Annotated in this window: 19 protein-coding genes; 2 read left to right on the plus strand and 17 right to left on the minus strand. The window is 69.1% G+C overall.

The genetic code is table 11. The features are described 5' to 3' along the window. Window positions 1-79 precede the first annotated feature (79 nt). From HS041_RS22405 to HS041_RS22420, 4 genes are read right to left on the minus strand one after another with little or no spacing between them, the layout of a single operon-like run. A complete protein-coding gene (locus tag HS041_RS22405) occupies window positions 80-430 on the minus strand; it encodes a hypothetical protein (RefSeq protein WP_196442776.1) in 351 nt (116 codons plus the stop codon). Window positions 431-433: 3 nt separating this feature from the next. Further along, complete coding sequence (locus HS041_RS22410; protein ID WP_196442777.1) at window positions 434-739, minus strand: hypothetical protein; 306 nt, start codon at window positions 737-739, stop codon at window positions 434-436. A 42-nt stretch (window positions 740-781) separates the two neighbouring features. After that, complete coding sequence (locus tag HS041_RS22415; RefSeq protein ID WP_196442778.1) at window positions 782-1,999, minus strand: SU10 major capsid protein; 1,218 nt, start codon at window positions 1,997-1,999, stop codon at window positions 782-784. A gap of 55 nt (window positions 2,000-2,054) precedes the next feature. Then, window positions 2,055-2,639, minus strand: coding sequence for a hypothetical protein (locus HS041_RS22420; RefSeq protein ID WP_196442779.1), 585 nt, complete (start codon window positions 2,637-2,639; stop codon window positions 2,055-2,057). Window positions 2,640-2,829: 190 nt separating this feature from the next. On the opposite strand from HS041_RS22420, the gene HS041_RS22425 reads away from it, so the two are divergent. Further along, window positions 2,830-3,189, plus strand: a complete 360-nt coding sequence (locus HS041_RS22425) for a DUF732 domain-containing protein (RefSeq protein ID WP_196442780.1) — start codon at window positions 2,830-2,832, stop codon at window positions 3,187-3,189. Here HS041_RS22425 and HS041_RS22430 read toward each other — a convergent pair. From HS041_RS22430 to HS041_RS22470, 9 genes are all read right to left on the minus strand, one after another. Next, window positions 3,186-4,385, minus strand: a complete 1,200-nt coding sequence (locus tag HS041_RS22430) for a phage minor capsid protein (RefSeq protein ID WP_196442781.1) — start codon at window positions 4,383-4,385, stop codon at window positions 3,186-3,188. The two genes, HS041_RS22425 and HS041_RS22430, sit on opposite strands and share 4 nt — an antisense overlap. 18 nt (window positions 4,386-4,403) lie before the next feature. Continuing rightward, window positions 4,404-4,640, minus strand: coding sequence for a hypothetical protein (locus tag HS041_RS22435; protein WP_196442782.1), 237 nt, complete (start codon window positions 4,638-4,640; stop codon window positions 4,404-4,406). Window positions 4,641-4,707: 67 nt separating this feature from the next. Continuing rightward, window positions 4,708-6,270 (minus strand): hypothetical protein, encoded by a 1,563-nt coding sequence (locus HS041_RS22440; protein WP_196442783.1) that lies wholly within the window; start codon window positions 6,268-6,270, stop codon window positions 4,708-4,710. A 13-nt stretch (window positions 6,271-6,283) separates the two neighbouring features. Next, window positions 6,284-6,715 carry a hypothetical protein gene (locus HS041_RS22445; protein ID WP_196442784.1) on the minus strand — a complete coding sequence of 144 codons (432 nt, stop codon included), beginning with the start codon at window positions 6,713-6,715 and terminating at the stop codon, window positions 6,284-6,286. Next, on the minus strand, window positions 6,715-6,987 hold the full coding sequence (locus tag HS041_RS22450) for a hypothetical protein (RefSeq protein ID WP_196442785.1): 273 nt from the start codon (window positions 6,985-6,987) through the stop codon (window positions 6,715-6,717). The genes HS041_RS22445 and HS041_RS22450 overlap by 1 nt, the downstream gene beginning before the upstream one ends. A gap of 86 nt (window positions 6,988-7,073) precedes the next feature. After that, window positions 7,074-8,348: a PBSX family phage terminase large subunit gene (locus tag HS041_RS22455; protein WP_307845418.1), complete on the minus strand. Its 1,275-nt coding sequence runs from the start codon at window positions 8,346-8,348 to the stop codon at window positions 7,074-7,076. Next, on the minus strand, window positions 8,345-8,827 hold the full coding sequence (locus HS041_RS22460) for a hypothetical protein (RefSeq protein WP_196442786.1): 483 nt from the start codon (window positions 8,825-8,827) through the stop codon (window positions 8,345-8,347). Before HS041_RS22460 ends, HS041_RS22455 begins: the two co-directional genes overlap by 4 nt. A 118-nt stretch (window positions 8,828-8,945) precedes the next feature. Further along, window positions 8,946-9,380 carry a hypothetical protein gene (locus tag HS041_RS22465; RefSeq protein ID WP_196442787.1) on the minus strand — a complete coding sequence of 145 codons (435 nt, stop codon included), beginning with the start codon at window positions 9,378-9,380 and terminating at the stop codon, window positions 8,946-8,948. After that, window positions 9,377-10,069, minus strand: a complete 693-nt coding sequence (locus HS041_RS22470) for a hypothetical protein (protein WP_196442788.1) — start codon at window positions 10,067-10,069, stop codon at window positions 9,377-9,379. The genes HS041_RS22465 and HS041_RS22470 overlap by 4 nt, the downstream gene beginning before the upstream one ends. A 199-nt stretch (window positions 10,070-10,268) precedes the next feature. Here HS041_RS22470 and HS041_RS22475 point away from each other — a divergent pair, with 199 nt between their 5' ends. Next, window positions 10,269-10,445 (plus strand): hypothetical protein, encoded by a 177-nt coding sequence (locus tag HS041_RS22475; protein WP_196442789.1) that lies wholly within the window; start codon window positions 10,269-10,271, stop codon window positions 10,443-10,445. A gap of 193 nt (window positions 10,446-10,638) precedes the next feature. On the opposite strand, the gene HS041_RS22480 is transcribed toward HS041_RS22475, so the two are convergent. From HS041_RS22480 to HS041_RS22495, 4 genes are all read right to left on the minus strand, one after another. After that, a complete protein-coding gene (locus HS041_RS22480) occupies window positions 10,639-13,314 on the minus strand; it encodes a phage/plasmid primase, P4 family (RefSeq protein WP_230879556.1) in 2,676 nt (891 codons plus the stop codon). Between the two features lie 87 nt (window positions 13,315-13,401). Next, on the minus strand, window positions 13,402-14,019 hold the full coding sequence (locus HS041_RS22485) for a hypothetical protein (RefSeq protein ID WP_196442790.1): 618 nt from the start codon (window positions 14,017-14,019) through the stop codon (window positions 13,402-13,404). A gap of 105 nt (window positions 14,020-14,124) precedes the next feature. Then, a complete protein-coding gene (locus tag HS041_RS22490; protein WP_196442791.1) occupies window positions 14,125-14,895 on the minus strand; it encodes a hypothetical protein in 771 nt (256 codons plus the stop codon). Next, window positions 14,892-15,371, minus strand: a complete 480-nt coding sequence (locus HS041_RS22495) for a hypothetical protein (protein WP_196442792.1) — start codon at window positions 15,369-15,371, stop codon at window positions 14,892-14,894. Before HS041_RS22495 ends, HS041_RS22490 begins: the two co-directional genes overlap by 4 nt. Window positions 15,372-15,373: the final 2 nt, after the last annotated feature.

Raw genomic sequence — 15,373 nt, forward strand, 5'->3', positions numbered from 1 at the left:
GTGTCCCCCTATGTGGTTGTACGCGGGCGGGCTACGCGCACCCTCAGCCCCTCACCCGCCCGCGCGAACGTGGGGACGCTTACGCGTCCAGGACGGCGACCATCACGCCGGTCGGCGTCGTCCCCGCGTAGTTGACGTGCACGGTTCCGTCGGCTTGCCGGTGTTCTTGGCCGAAAGGGCCCGCGAGCCGGTATTCGCCGGCGGGGATGGTGATGGTCGTGTCGGCAACGGCGAGGCTGCCGCGGCCGACCGTGACCGGAGTCGGGATCGTCACTGTGAGGGCGGCGTCGTCGCCGTTGAGGACGTACAGCAGCCGGTGAGCCGCCCACACAAACGAGTTGCCGTCGGTGAGCTCGGCGGCGGTGTCGACGTCGCCAGGGTCGATCCCGGCCTCCGTGAGCGTGGTCGCACTGAGAGCGGTACGCGCCATGACCTACTCCTGTTCTTCCTGCTCGTCGGCGAGCAGATCATCGGCCAGCGCGATGAGCTGGGCTTTGGTGGCGTCTTCGGCCTGCCCGCGGTCCATGCCGCGGGAGACGGCCCAGTCCTCCCACGCCTTGACGGGCGCGGACTTCGCAGGCCGGGGAGGGGCCGGGCTGCGAGCCTCAGACCCGGCCCCCTCCTCGGTGATCCCGAACACGGCCGGCACCTCGCGCAGCGCCTGGGCGAGTTCGGGAGACTCCACCACGGCCCGGCCGTCCCGGAACAGGATCAGCCCGGCCGTGGTGCGGATCGGCACCTCCCCGACAGGGAAGCGTGCACAGCGGAAGATGGCCATCGGTCAGGCGGGGGCGCCGACGTGCAGGATCTTGCCGTGCTTCTTCTCGTTGCCGTACTTCAGGCCGATCTCGCCGTACATCTGCCGCTTCTCCGCAGAGCCGGTGCGGGCGAGCTCCTCGACGAAGAGGAAGCCCTTGCCAGGGATCGGCAGGAAGACGGGCGCGCACTCCTCCAGGGACACGACCTGGATGGCGGAGGTGGGCATGTGCCGGTTCAGCATCAGGTTGACGCGGCCGAAGTCGGTCTCGATCGTCGTTACGGAGACGCCCGCGATGGTGCGGGACATCTCCTGGTAGTTCTTGTTCGTGATGAACAGCTTGGTGAGGCCGCGCTTCAGGGTGGCGTTGGCCATGAGGGTCGCGGTGTCGCCCTCGTGGATGCCGCCGGCCTCCCATACGGTCTGCATCAGGTCGAGGACGATCGCCTCGGTGAGGGGGGTCGCCTCGTAGACCGCGGCGCCTCCGTCGGTGGAGAACGCGATCGCGCTGCCGCCGGGCCGGGTGGCCAGCTTGAAGGTGTTCGTCGCGGTGTTGATCACGTAGTACAGGGTGTTGGTGAACACCGTGCCGTCGGCGCCGCCGGTCAGGGAGGCGAGGGAGACGGCGTCGCCGTTGGACAGGCCGTGGGCGGCGATGGTGAACGTTTCGTCGTCGGCCTCGATGACCGCGGTCCCGATGCTGGTGCCCTGGGTGGACACGTTCGTGGAGGTGGCCTCCAGGATGCCGCGCGTCCGGCGCGCGGTCGCGTTCGAGGAGGGGTTGTTGAACGTGCCGGTGATGAACGACTTCTCGACGTCCCTCGCGATCTGCTTGAGGTGCTGGTCGATCTGCCAGTCGAGCTCGTTGACGACCGGGTTGGAGCCGCGGAGGCCGAGCGCGCCCGTGTGCGAGGAACCGGTGGACGCGAACTGGCCGGTGGACGCCAACTTGGTGTAGCTGAGTTCGAGGGCTTCCTGGTGGACCTCGACGACGTTGTTGACGTTGAAGCGGACCCGGGCCTCAGCGGTGGGCGCGTCCGCACCTTCAAGGCGCTGCCGGGTGGAGGAGGCGTCGCGGAGGTCGTAGCCCTGCCACTGGAACAGGGTGGCGTCCGCGGACTCGCCGCCGGTCAGCCCACCGATCGCGGACAGGAACGGCGTGTCGGTGGGGGTGACGGCGAAGAGTTCGCCGACGTAGTTCGGCAGGTCGAAGGTGTCGCCCTGCCCGGTGATGCCCGCCATGGGTCATCCTCTCTCTTCGAGGGTCGGGCAGGCGTTCGGGCCTGGCCCTGTCGGTCTACTGGGTGGTCAGCATGAGCTGGGTCTTGAGGGTCCGCGCGGTCTTCCAGTCGCCCTTGGCTTCGGCCTCGGCGATCTGCTCACGCAGGCCCTTCGGCGTCTGGCCGCCGCCGTTGCCGCCTCCGAAGTCCCCGCCGGAGGATGAGGGCGCCTTGGGTGCGGCGACCTTGGCCAGCTTGCCGACGGCCTTCTTGATCTCGGCTTCGTCGACGTCGCCCTTGTCGTCCACGAACTTCGTGGTGTCGATCAGGTCGAGTGCTTCGCCCAGGTCGAGCCCTTTGGCGGCGACCGCGGCCTTGAATTCGGCGCGCGCGACGCGCTGGCCGGCCTTGACGATGGCTGAGGTCTCGCCTTCCTTGCGGGCGGCGGCGACGGCCTTCTCCTGCTCGGACATGGCCTCGGTCTTGAGCTTCTCCAGCTCCTCGGCGGCCTTGGAATTCTCCTTGGCGCGCTTCTCCCACTTGCGGGCTTCGGCGACCCAGTCGGTTCCGGTCTCCTGTGCAGGAGGCGCGGCCGTCGGGGCGGCGGGCTGCTCGGTGGGCGGGGTGCCCTGAGTGGTGGGCTCTGGGGTGTTCTCGGACATGCGGTGTCTCCCGTGCGGGATCGGGGTTGGCCCGTGCGGGCCGTTTCGGGCATCCGTCACCGAGGATTCGGGACGAAAGATGAGGGGTGGGGCGTATGGTGCGCGAATGCAGCAGCCTTCGCCGTACGACCAGCCGACCCTCGTAAGTGCCCCGCCGCCGCCAAGGCGGCGCAGGAAAGGGTTCGGGATCATGGTGCTGATCGGTGTAGTACTCGTGCTCGCCCTGCTCGGCGGCCTCGTCAAACTCGTCGACGGTGGCGAGCACGAGCAGGAGGGAGCGGGGCCGGCCGTGTCCAGCACGGTGCCGTCCCCGGATGCCGACCAGCGCGCCTTCTACCTGGCCGCGCTACGCAGCATCAACCCGGGCCTGGTGATGCACGAGGAACGTGCGATCAGGCGCGGCCGCGCGGTGTGCGAGCGGATCCTACGAGGAGACGAGGGCACCACGCTGAACATCTACGTGGTGCAGGCCTTGTCGGGCGGGGACGCTGTCATCGATCAGGGCCAAGCTGACCAGGTCGTCACCGCAGTGAAGGCATGGTGCCGCTAAAGGCGCTGCTGCACGGGCGGTTGCAGATCGACGACGGGTCCACCCTTCGGTCCGCCCGCGCGCGGGATGTTGCCGGCCCCGGCCTGCTCGCGGTAGGTGAGCCGTTTGAGGTTGGGGTGGGCGGCGAGGTGGGCGCGGAGTTCTGCCTGGGCGGCCCGGACCTTCGCGTTTGCGGCCTTCTTGGCTTCGGGGGTGAGCGCGCCGAGCGCCTGCTCTTTCGCGGCCCGGATCTTCCGCTCGAGCGCGCGCTGCTTCTGGCGCTGGCGCTCGCCGTCGGGGTCCGCGGTGTGCTTCGCGGGCTTCGTCACCCCGGGCAGGTAGGCCGAGACGGAGTGGCGGCAGTTCGGGTGCTGGAAGCCGCGCGCGCGGGCGCCGTCGAGCGTGTCGAGGACGTGCACGGTGACCATGACGTCGTCGCGGGTGGCGTGCTCGACCTGGATACGCCCGGTGGGCCCGTGGTCGCGGCGGAGCACCTGGCCCTCGAACGGCCGGCACCGCTTGCACTCCTGGACGTTGTCGGAGACGTAGACGAGGTCGATGCCGAGGGAGGCGAGCCGGTCGGTCTGGCCCTGGATGGCGGCGCGGGCGATGTTCGTGCGGCCGATCATCTCGACGTAGGAGGAGAGCCTCCACCGCCGGTTCGCGCGGTCCGTGAACGAGGTGATGCCCTGATCCATCAGGCGCTGCCATGCGGCCTGGGACGCTTCGCGGCGGGTGACGATGCCGGAGGCGATGCGCGCCGCCGCCCCGGCCTGGACCGCGCGGTAGGCGTCGATGGGGGCGCGGAGGATGTTGCCGTCGACCCGGCCGAGATCCCGGTGCAGGGCCTGGGCGATGTTCTCCAGCAGGTGGGCGTTGGGGATCTCATCGCGCGCGTCCCGGGCGGCCTGCCCGATCCCCGACTTCGGGAACCAGCGCTCGGGGAGATCCGCGATCGCGCTGCCGTACCCGTCCCGGTAGGCGCGGGCGATGGTGTCGCGGACGGTGCCGGCGCGGGCGGCCTGGAGGGAGGCGAGCAGGAGCCGGGCGGCGGCCTGGAGCTTGCGGACTGCGTCGAGGCGGCGTTCCTGCGTCGGGCTGTCGAGGCCCTTCCGGAGTTCGGCCGCGACCATGGTGATGAGGGCGGCTTCGACGTCTCGGTAGAGGTCGGCGATGGTGGCGGCGATCTGGTCGAGGAGGTCCTGGTCCACCGCCATGGGGACCTCCTCGACGCGCTACTCCTCGCGGCCGGGCGGCGGGCCGGAGCCCGCCAGCAGTCCGCTCCACTGGCCCTGCGAAGTTGAGCTGAACCGGACGTCGGCCAGGACTCCCCGGCCCTCCCTGCCGTCTGGCAGGCGAAGAACCGCGTTGTCCGGGATCGGCATGGGGTGTGGCCCGGACAGGGTCGCCTGCCAGGAGCGGAGGCTGCCGTAGCCACGGCGCTCGTTGTCCTCGGTGAGGACAACGGCCACCGAAGACTCCTGGCCGCCCACGATCAACGTGGCTGGGCCTTGATAGGTGGTTGCTGACATACCGTCATCATTCCTCACGGACTGGTGGCCCGTCCTGCTCTTCCTCCTGGTTGGGCCCGGTCATCTCGCCGGGGAGCGTGAACGGATCCTCGACCACGGCCGGTCGGGCGTCGGCGATCGCCTGCACCTCCGCCTCGATCTGCGGCTCATCCCAGTCCGGATGCAGCATGCGGACGAGCGTCTCGTCGGAGGCTGCCTCGGCCCGGCGCATGAGCTCGGCGGTCTGGGCCAGCTGCATGATGTCCGGGCTGACGCTGTCGCCGAACACGATCTTCGGTCGCTCCGGGACGACCCCGGAGGAGAACAGCGAGGCTTCGAGCTGGAGGAGCATCTCGACCGCGCTGGACAGCTCCGGCGTCGTGTAGACCGCCTTCCGTCCCCGGGTGGTGAGGCTCCGGCGTTCCTTCGCGGACACCTCGGTCGCGGTGATCGCCACCTCGCCGGACAGGCCGAAGGACTGGGCGCTGTAGCCGGTCGCCCTCAGGATGGCGGCGAGGATCTCGGCCTGTGTCTCCTTGTGCTCGATCACCCGGATCGCGAACTGCTGGGGTGAGATTTCCATGCGGTCGTCGCCGCCCAGCACGGAGAGCGCCTCGTACAGCTCCCGCTCCGGATCGAAGTAAGCGCCCTGCCCCCTGCCTTGGCTTTGCAGGTAGGACGAGGGGACGATGAGGCGGGCCTTCGCGAGGCGGATGTCGCGCATCCACGAGGTCCACGTTTCGTCGAGCGCGTCCATGAGGCCGAGCACTGGCTGGTCGAAGTCGGGCCTGCCGAGGTTCGCGCCGGCGGGGAGGTTCCTCCACTGCCTGTTCGGCCGCATGTTCGGCACGTAGACGGCGGTGCACCGGTCCGGCAGGCCGGTGGCGACGACCGGGTTGAGGCTGGCGGTCTCTGGGTGCGCGGTGAGGGGGAGTTGGCGGCCGAGGTCGCCGCGGGTGCCCCGGTACAGGCCGTGGAGGATGGCGCCGGGCTCGTGCCGCTCCAGGTGGAAGAGGCAGGTCTGGTCGTCGGGCTGCTCGATGACACGCCAGAAGGTGACCGCCCAGAGGCGACCCCATCGCCACTCGGGGACGGCTGCGTCCGCGTGCACTGCGGCGAGCCACGGCGTCGGGGCGATCTGTGAGTCCCAGACGGCGCGGAGGTAGTAGCCGCCCAGGGCGGCGCCGACTTCGGCGCCTTCGAGGAGGGTGGCCTGGAGGCCGTTCTCGATGAGCTCGTCGATCCGCTTCTGCGTCTCCGGCGACTCGACGGTGAGCGAGGGTGGCTCGGAGAAGAGCAGGTCGGCGGACATGGTGGCGATGTCGCTCGCCACCGGGACGTGAAGCTTGGTGCGCTTCTCGCCGGACGGTGTGGGGGCGCCCCAAAACCAGCGGGCCATGGTGCCGACGATGCCGCCCCGGTACGTGGACGGCCGGTTGGCCGGGGTCGCGCCCGGGTTGCTGGTGGGGTCGCCGTAGAGGGCGGCGAGCTGCTCTTCGTCGCCGCGGTACCAGGCGTCGAGGACTTGGTATTGGGCGTAGATGGGGTCGAGGGGCTTGGGCGGCCAGGTGCCGCCGCTCGGCAGCGGCATGAGGGCGCTCCTTTCAGACGGACGGGTTCTGCAAGAACCAGATGGAGTCGTCGGCCCGGCGCACCGCACGCCACAACTCGTGGCGGCGCTTGTGGTCCGCCTCGACCCAGCCGTCGCGCATCTGGTCAACGGCGTGCACGAGCTGGCGGATCTCGATGGGGAGACTGGCGCTCTCGGCGGGCTCGTATGTCTCAGCGAGCACGTCCTCGGCGATCGGGTAGAACTCGCCCTTCACGCCCTTGACCACCCACTGGCCGGTGTAGACGAGCACCCACGTGGAGTGCAGGACGTCGAAGACGGAGCCGGTGGCGTCCGGGTCGTCGCTGCGGTCCTCGGGGTCGAGGGCCTGGAACAAGGCGCCGGTGAATCCGATCAGCTCGTCTTCGTTGTCGCCGGTCCACTGGATCGCTTCGACCTCGATGGGCGTCTTGCGGAAGCGGGCCATCAGACGAGCGGCCGTGCGGTCGGCTGCGGCGACCACTCACCCGGCCCGTCCCCCGGGCCGACGTTGAACTCAGCGAACCCGCCCTTCTCACCCGGGGTGAACACCCACAGGTGGACGTGGCGCGGAGAGTCGAGCGCGGGAACGGTTCCGGAGGCGACGCCTCGCGGGTCGAGGGTAGTGACGTCGGCGGTGACGATCGCGGCGCGCACGGCGTGGAAGCCGATCTTTCCGCGGTAGCGGACGATGTCGCCGGTGATCGGCCTCTGACTCAAGGGTGCTCCAAGGGGGAGGGTGGGCTGAAAAGTGAACTACCGAGAATGGACATTCCCGAAAGTTGAACCGGAGAAATGTCCGATTTTCAGGCTGCCTTGCTCGGCGGTGCGAGCTGGCCGGACCACATGTTCCGCGTCGTCCTCACCGCGTACCGCAGGGCGTCGACGCCGTGGTCGTTCAACTTGATCGGCTTGTCCTCGCCCTTCTTCTCGCTGGCTTCCGGATCCCAGGCGTAGCCGGGAATCTCGCGGATCAGCTCTTTGCATCCGGCGTGGACGAGGAGTCGGCCGGTGGCGAAGAGGGAGGCGACCTGGCGGATGCCGTCGATCACCTCGTTGTCCGCCATGGTGGACGTCCACTGGTCGCGGTGCAGCTGCACGCGGAACGACGCGGCCGAGGGGTCGACGATCGTGTACTCCGGCGTGATCCCCAAGCTCGTCACCCAGGCGCGCAGGCGCTCGGAGTACTCGGCGTCCGTCAGCGAACCGCGCTGCTTCTTGGAGTCCCAGCGCCACTCATGCCCGACGTACAGCCGCCCGTCGACGCCCAGGCCGAGCGTGACCGCGTGGAACGGGTTCGTCGTCCCGTAGTCCATTGCGATCGCCAGCCACCGCGTGATCTGCGGTAGCTCCTGCACGACGTGCCGGGCCGGATCCCACGACTCGTAGACGACACCTTCCGCGAGGCACCACTCGCCGAGGATAAGGCGGCGGTACCACAGGCCCGTGAACTCGGAGGAGACGTCGGCGACGTACTGGGCGGTGAGGTTCGGGTTGTCGGAGAGCTGGAAGCTGAAGCGGTGGAGGTTCAGCGGTTCGTCGCTGACGTCGCGGTGGAGCTGGCCGTGGATGTCGAGGTGGAGTGCGGCCCGGTCGAGGTAGCCGGTCTTCAGCCAGTGCTGAGGGCCGTCGGGGTTCGTGGTGCCGAACAGCTGCGCCCCGGGGATCGACAACCGGGTGAGCAGCATGACGAAGAACGACTCGGGGATCGTCGACACCTCATCGACGTACGCGCCGACGAGGGAGAGCCCTCGGATCTTGTCCTCGGAGCCTTCGTTGTAGGCGCCGACGACGTAGATGAGGCGGCCGAGGAGGTGGAGTTCGCCGCGGCCGGCCACGAACTTGCAGCGGGCTTCGCCGAGCATCTCGACCATCGGGTCGATGATGTTGCGCTTCAGGGTGCGCTCGGTCTTGCCGACCATGAGCAGCGGGCCGGACGGTGCTTCCCGGACGAACTTCATCCACTTCAGCAGGGAGCAGATCGTCTTCGAGGACCGGACGCTGCCGTCCCAGATGTTCAGGCGGGCGGTGGCCAGCTGCACGGACTCGCGCTGCTTGCCGACCAGGGGGGTGACGATCACAGGCCCGTCATCCCTTCCAGCCACTGGTCGACCGCGGCATGCGACTCACCGGAGGAGTCGTGCTTCTCCACGGCCAGGTGCTTGTCGAGCGCCGTCGCCGCGGACACGATCAGGTTCCGCTTGTCGGCCGTGGACGGGGCCGGCACCTCGACGGAGTTGAAGGTGTTGTCCTTCCCTCCGAAGTTCCACACCGTGATCGGCTGGTGGAGGTCGTCGAGGAACCGGTTCGCCTCCTCGAGGAACCTCCGGGAGGTGGCGGCGCGGAGGGCGGCATTGTCGAGCCGGGCCGCCTCAGTCGCGTTCTTCGTCGATGACCGGTCAAAGGCGCTGGTCAGCCCAGAGCGTTTGGCGATGTTGGTGACGGTGCCGACGCTGACGTCGTGGTCGCGGGCGATGGCGTTGCGGCTCTTCTGGCCGGTCTTGATGTCGGCGAGGATCGCGTCGCGCTTCGTCTCGTCGATGGGAGTCCCTCGGGGCACACGCGCTCACCCCCGGGACATGGAAAAGCCCCGCGCGGTGGCGGGGCTGGAAGACGTTTTCGGGCATGCCGAGAACGGCTCAATTATGGGGCCTGTGGATAACCCGCGTCAAGCAAGGTCAACGCCCGCGTTCCGAGAGCCGACTGGTGATTGCATTCAACACCTCGCGAGAGATCTCCTCTTTTAGATAGTTCGACTCTCTAATGAAGGGGCTGATCTGCTTGTCTGCAATCTTCTCCTGCACGATCTTTTCGGCCTCAGGTGTGCTTTCGAGCTTCACGGCTGCCCGGGTTATCGGGATCATGTCAATGGGCAACATCGACGCTTTTGTGCCAATTCGGATCGTTCGGTTGTTGCCCATTTCTTCGTTCGCATTTAGCTCGGCCAGCTCGGCGAGGATCCCGAGCTCGAAGTCGATTCGTCGCTCTCTGATGAGCGCTTGCTGGTTCTCCGCGCTGCTCTTGGCGGACTGCCTGATCGTCCAGGCTGCGAACCCCGCCGCGGTCAAGGTGCCGATGGCATTGGCGTATTCGAGCCAGATGGGGATGCTCACGACGCCATCCTCCTCTGCTCCTTGGCCTCATGCGCACGCTTCTCGTCGGCAGCCTGGACGTGCTTCGAGAGCCGCTCCCAGTCCGCGATTGGCCAGACGGGCTGCCCTCCCCACCACGTCCCCACCTCCCGTGCCGGCGGCTCACACACCCCGTGGCAGACGATCGCCACCAGCCCACCGGGCAGCTCCCGCACCCGCCACACGCCGATCTCCGAGCACCACGGGCATTCGACGTCGAGGGTCTGGCCGTCGTAGACGAGGCAGAGGGCGCGGGCGACCTGGTCGACCATCCACCGGGCCGTCTCGCCCACGTGCTCGGAGAACTCCTCGGTCAGGTTGCCGGCGACGAGCCGGAGGTAGGGGCGGGCGTCGAGGTCGCCGGGACCGGGCGGGGGGAGGGTCGGGCACATCACGGTGGGGGCGATCTCGGCGGCGAGGTCGTCGGCGGCGACCAGGAGGCTGAGCGCGGTGGTGAGGATCTCGACGTCGACGGGCGCCGGCGACTCACCGAGGGACAGCGCGGTCCGCTCGAACCGTTCGACGCGCGCCTGGGCGTCTCTCGCCTCCCGGGCTGCGGCTGAGAGGGTGGGTTGCCGCCAGGGGCGTCGGGTGCCGGGAATTCGGGATTCGACGAGGTCCTCCCAGTATTCGATGACCCATTCCAGGTCCGCTATCACTTCTTCGCGCACTGCGGTCTCCTCAGAATGGGGGCTCATCAGGGATTGGGGAACCGTATGGGATAACGAGCGGAATGGGCGGCGGGTGGAATGCGGGTGCGGCTGCTCCGGGCGGGCAGCGGTGGTCGGCAACGACAGGGAATTCTCGGGAGCCGCGGAATCGGAATGATTCCCGATAGAACAGGTACGGCTTCCTGGGGAGGCCGAGGGGGTGGACGTCGTACGTCTGTCGCCCGGCGAGGATCTCGGCGAGCTCCTGTTCGCGGTCGAGGGGCGCCGCGGTGGCGCGGATGGGGAGGCCTTGGTCGTGGCCGAGGAGGGTCTGGGTGCCGCATCGGGGGCAGGCGTCGAGGATCGCGGCCCGGGTGATCATTTCTGGCCCCGGTGACGGTTGTGACAGATGACAGTTCTTCTGTCGTTCCCCTCCCACATGCGTGTGTGTGCGCCCGCGCGTGGGGCGATAACCAGAGGAAATCTGTCATCTGTCATCGACGAAGATCGAAAACGAGCATTCTCCCAGCTCAGAGATAGGTTTTCGACGATGACGGATGTGTCACCGCAAACCGTCATCGCCTTCGGGGTCACCATCCCGGGCCGCCGATCTTGTCGGACTCAAATCCGGGCCTCTCGTCCCTATGGGACATCCCGGGCTGTGACAGGTTCGGGGCGGACGCCGGAGCCGATGACACTTCCTCCTCGTCCATGGCCAGGAGCGTGATGCCCGTGTATGACCGGGATGCCGCGTTGCGGGTCTGCCCGACGTTGAACCTCCTGGCGAGCTCCTGGGTGAGCCGCTTCGCACTGACGGGGGTCTCCCCCTCAGAGAAGCACCACTTCTCGTACGCCTCCCGGAGACGGGGCCCCTTGATCTGCACCTGATCGCTGGCGGCCAGGTGGCAGCACTCGCTCACGAACCGGGCGACGGTGTCCTGGTCGGCCTCATAACCCGAGGTGGCGGCCATGACGGTAGCGGGCTCCTGCAGGCCTCCGGCGGCGTACTGGGCAGCACCCTGCACGATCCACGCGAGCAGGGCCGGTCCGTGGTCGCGGGCGAGGATCCCTTGCAGGTCGTCGACCATCTTCTCGGGCTCGACCTCGTGCAGGAACGGGATGAGGCGGAGGCGTCGCCAGAAGCTCCTGCCGCCCGCTCTAACGGCTGGCTGGTGGTTGCCCATGAGCCACAAATGGTGGGTGGGCGTGAACGTGAAATGGTCCTGACGCATAAACCGAGCCGTCAGCGAGTCGCCGCCGGTGAGCTGCTTGACTTTCGTTTCGTCGAAGCGCGCATCTTCGTCTACTTCGGAGCAGACGACCATTCTCATCCCGGCCAGTCGGGCGATTTCCGTCTCGTGCTGGACGCCGTTTCTGGCCATGAGGAATCCGCTGGGGGCGGTGGTGGCGTAGTCGCCGAGAACCGCGGTGAGGCTTTCCAGGAAGACGCCTTTTCCGTTGCCGCCGGAGCCGATGGCGAACGGCAGCACGTGCTGGGCGACGCTGCCGGTGGCGCTGTAGCCGACGAGGCGTTGCAGGTAGGCGATCAGCTCCAGGTCGGCGCCGAAGGTGTCGGCGAGGAACTCCTCCCACCTGCTCATGTCGGCGTCGAGGTCCGGGGCCACGCTGGTGACCTTCGTGTGGAGCCGGGTCGGGTCGGCGGGACCGAGCTGCCCGGTGGTCAGGTCGACGATTCCGGCGGGGGTGTTGAGTTCCCAGGGGTGGGCGTCGAGGTCGTCGAGGCCGACGACGATCCGGACGTCGGTCTGGGCCTGGAGCAGCATCGCGGACGTGCCGTTGGCGGACAGGGTCTTCTTCTTGTGGGCGATCGCGGCCTTGTCGTCCTCGGGCAATCCTCTCGCGACCTGCTTGGCGTATTCGCGGATGAGGCCACCAGAGGAGGGCTGCCATTCCCAGCGCACCCCGTCCCAGGTGAGCCACCGGCCGCGTTCGGGGCAGTACCGGATGATGCCGCCGTGCCGCTCGACCAGGTCGAGGGCGTTGCCGTCGTCCGAGAGGGCGTACGTCGTCTCCACGACGGTGAGCCGCGGCGCGGGCGGGTCGAGCTGGTGGACGGTGGCGAGGTTGCCGTCGACCACCGGGGCCGGGGCCGGTACGGCGGGGGCCGGGCGGGTGGGTTCGACCCGCACGCCGTACCCGCGCGCCTGGAGGGCTCGGGCGGCGGCGGAGTGGTCGCCAGCGTGCTCGAGGTGGGCGTAGGCGCCGAACTTGTCGTAGGGGCGTTCCTGCTCGAACTCGGTCGAGGTGGTCCACACGTAGAGGTTGTCGGCCCCGTTGCGGCCGGTGGTGGCGGAGATGCCGTGGTTCTTGCCGGGGCGCCGCCAGTAGGTGACCTTGGCGGAGTCGGTGTAGATGCGGGTCCAACCGCGCACGCCGAGGATCTCGTCCCAGCTCGTCTTGGCGTTGTAGTCGTCGCCGGGGGAGACGCTGCCGTCATCGTCGTACGGGCGGCCAGGCTGCGAGAAGAGGGGGGACGTCGGCGCGGCGGCGGCCGGGGCCTGCTGCTCGCTGGGGTGGGGCATGCGGTCAAACGCCCCGGCGAGGTGGTGGAGGGCATCGCGCTCCTCCGGGCTGATGGTGGGGATGGTCGCGGGGCCGCCGGCGACGAGCGTCCACGGGCGGCCGGTGGGGTGCGTCGGGCCGGTCGACGGGGCGAGGACGACCCAGCCGCCTTCCCCGCGGGTCTCGGCGAGCACCTGGGGGACCTGTTCGCCGCGGGTGACCTTGTCGAGGGTCGCCTGCCGCTTCGCGCGGACCTCGGTGTCGGGTTCGGCGTCGATGCTGGCCTGCTGCTCGGACTTCCAGGCGGCGAGTTCCTCGGGTGTGGAGGGGCGGCGGGCGAGCTTGGTGTTCTTGGCGACCGGCCCGTCTACTTTGTAAAGGATGTGCACGCCGCCGGACGGCGTGGTTTCCAGGTAGCCGGTGGTGACGCGTCGCCAGAGGTCTCCGAGGCCGGACGCGTCGGCGAGAGCGGTCATCTCGGCGCCGAGGCCTTCGATGACGGCGCGGCCTTCCAGCTCGAGCATCTCCAGGCTGCCGGATACCTCGCCGGTGATGGCGCCGAGTCCGTGCACGCTCCCGGCGGTGAACCACTGCTCGACCTGCTCGGGGGTGGGGCGCTGCTCCTGGTAGGCCTTCCAGACTCCGGCGGGGCGCTTGGTGCCGTCGGCGGCGGCGGGCAGGACGCAGAGGCCGGCCGCGTGGAGGTCCCGGGCCGTCTGGAGCAGCAGCTGCTCGTGGTTCAAGAGGTTCCCCTCGGGGGTGGTTCCGGGTGGGACGGGGAAAGCCCCCTGAGACGTCCGCGCGTCGTCTCAGGGGGCCGATCTGGGCTCCTACATGCCGGGGGCGGCGGGCGGGAGCTGCATGCCGAGGGCGGCTGCGGCGGCCTGTGCTTCGGCGGTGCCCGCACCGACCGGGACCGGGACAGGCGCGGCCTGCGGCGCGGGCGCCGGTGCCGGGTAAGCGGGGGCGGGGTAGGCGGCGGCCGCCTGCTGCGGCACCGGGGCTGCCTGGGGGAGGGGGGCGACCGGGGCAGCCTGCGGCGCGGGGGCCGGGGCGGTGAACGGTGCGGCCTGCGGGAACGGGTTGCCGCCGACCGAGTTGAGGTACTGGGTGGCGTAGGCGGCGTCGTTGTCGTCGAACGGGTTGAGCACGTACGGCGCGGTCTGGCCGGGCTTGGCGACGCCGCGGGCGAGACGGCCGAGGACCGGGTCGGCTCCGATCTTGCCCTTGAGGCTGCCGATGAGCATCTTCTGGAAGATGAGGACGCCGGTCTCGGCGCGGGGCCCGTTGGGGTCGGTGAGGAGGACGAGATCGGCGGAGATGGCGTCGGCGGGGCCGTTACTGGTGACGATGCCCTGGCGGAGTTCGCGCGGGTAGATGAGGAAGAGGTGGCCGACGTAGTCCGAGACCTTGAAGTCGGAACCGGGGGCGGAGGGCTGAGCGAACATGAACGTGATCCTTTTCCGTGATCCGGGTCGGGGGTGACCCGGTAGGTAAATGGTACAGAGTGAAGCATAGTGAAGCAATATGGAGCATGAAAATGGAGCGGGATGTTACGCGCCCGGACAACCTTTGGACGGGTCCGTGCTGCCGGGCAGGAACCAGGGGCAGTACGTGCAGTAGCTCTCGGTGGCCGGGAGCTGCGCCCAGTTCTGCGGATGCGCCTCGACGTCGAGCACGTCCAGCACCGTCAAGACGTTGTCCATGCGCTCGAGCGCGGCCAGGGCCACGCTGCGGTCATAGGGTTCCGTCCAGACGTGCAGACCGTCGATCCGGCCGCCCCTGGGGAGGAACGTGATGGCGACGTGCTCCGGGGTTTCGCCGGCGTTCTCCTGGCCGAGGCCGTACAGGTGGGCCTGGATCCGGTACTGGTCGCCGGGGCCGTCCTTCCGGTACTTCTTCAGCCGGTCCTCGCCGACGCACTTCCAGTCGTTGTTCACCCGGAGGTCGCGGTCGTACAGGTCGGCGTGGCCGTAGATCTGGCCGCGGATGTGCAGCCGCCGCTCGATCACGTACCGTTCCCGGCCCAACCGGCGGTTCTCGGCGGCGTACGTCTCCTCCATCCAGGAGTGGACGGCGGTGCCGATGATGGATGCCCAGGGGTCACCGGCCGTGTTGGTCTCGGGCCAGTCGAGCATCTTGTAGGCGAGGCGGCGCACGCAGGGGACGCCGATCTCCGACGGCCCGATCACCCGCTGCAGGGATCTGGGCGCGTTGGCGCCGGCCTGCTTAACGGTCTGGACGACGTTGGTGGCGATGGTGGCGGCGAGGCCAGACAGAGGCTGGGTGGCCCAGCCCGCGTCCGGCTGCGAGAAGCCCGTCATCGGGCGAACACCTCGCCGCCATGCTCCCTCGCGGCCTCGCACGGCCACTGGGTGACGCTGCCCTCGTCCCAGCAGACCGCGCACACCCACAGCTGCGGGATGCCCGTCTCCGTCCAGCGCGGGACGTGGAAGCGGGCCGGCAGCTTGCGCCGCTCCTCCAGCGTCTCCGGCAGCGACTCGTAGCACGGGTGGTCCGGGGCCTCCAGCAGGATCGCGCAGACCGGCTCGGAGTAGGCGCTGCGGTGGAGCTTCGCCACTTCCTTGATCGCGGTCACGACCGGCTTCTCAGGCCGCCCGGCCGGTTCGACCAGGACCGCGCGGCCATTGTCCAGCGCGGTGCGGACCTGCCACTGCATGTCGCCAACGCAGGCCGTCGTGGGCTTGAAACGGGCGTCAGGCCAGGACAGGCGGGCGATCGCGGCGGCCGGGCGGGAGTGGTCCGGGTTGGCGCAGACGGGCTTGGGACCGGGGCTCATGG

This window comes from Planomonospora sp. ID67723 (assembly GCF_015711605.1).
GTDB lineage: Bacteria > Actinomycetota > Actinomycetes > Streptosporangiales > Streptosporangiaceae > Planomonospora_A.

What these genes read in the sequence shown, in the direction of transcription:
- HS041_RS22495 (WP_196442792.1), bottom strand. Translation starts at nt 15,371, where the DNA reads ATGAGCCCCGGTCCCAAGCCCGTCTGCGCCAACCCGGACCACTCCCGC.
- HS041_RS22440 (WP_196442783.1), bottom strand. Translation starts at nt 6,270, where the DNA reads ATGCCGCTGCCGAGCGGCGGCACCTGGCCGCCCAAGCCCCTCGACCCC.
- HS041_RS22420 (WP_196442779.1), bottom strand. Translation starts at nt 2,639, where the DNA reads ATGTCCGAGAACACCCCAGAGCCCACCACTCAGGGCACCCCGCCCACC.
- HS041_RS22415 (WP_196442778.1), bottom strand. Translation starts at nt 1,999, where the DNA reads ATGGCGGGCATCACCGGGCAGGGCGACACCTTCGACCTGCCGAACTAC.
- HS041_RS22425 (WP_196442780.1), top strand. Translation starts at nt 2,830, where the DNA reads ATGGTGCTGATCGGTGTAGTACTCGTGCTCGCCCTGCTCGGCGGCCTC.
- HS041_RS22445 (WP_196442784.1), bottom strand. Translation starts at nt 6,715, where the DNA reads ATGGCCCGCTTCCGCAAGACGCCCATCGAGGTCGAAGCGATCCAGTGG.
- HS041_RS22490 (WP_196442791.1), bottom strand. Translation starts at nt 14,895, where the DNA reads ATGACGGGCTTCTCGCAGCCGGACGCGGGCTGGGCCACCCAGCCTCTG.
- HS041_RS22485 (WP_196442790.1), bottom strand. Translation starts at nt 14,019, where the DNA reads ATGTTCGCTCAGCCCTCCGCCCCCGGTTCCGACTTCAAGGTCTCGGAC.
- HS041_RS22430 (WP_196442781.1), bottom strand. Translation starts at nt 4,385, where the DNA reads ATGGCGGTGGACCAGGACCTCCTCGACCAGATCGCCGCCACCATCGCC.
- HS041_RS22405 (WP_196442776.1), bottom strand. Translation starts at nt 430, where the DNA reads ATGGCGCGTACCGCTCTCAGTGCGACCACGCTCACGGAGGCCGGGATC.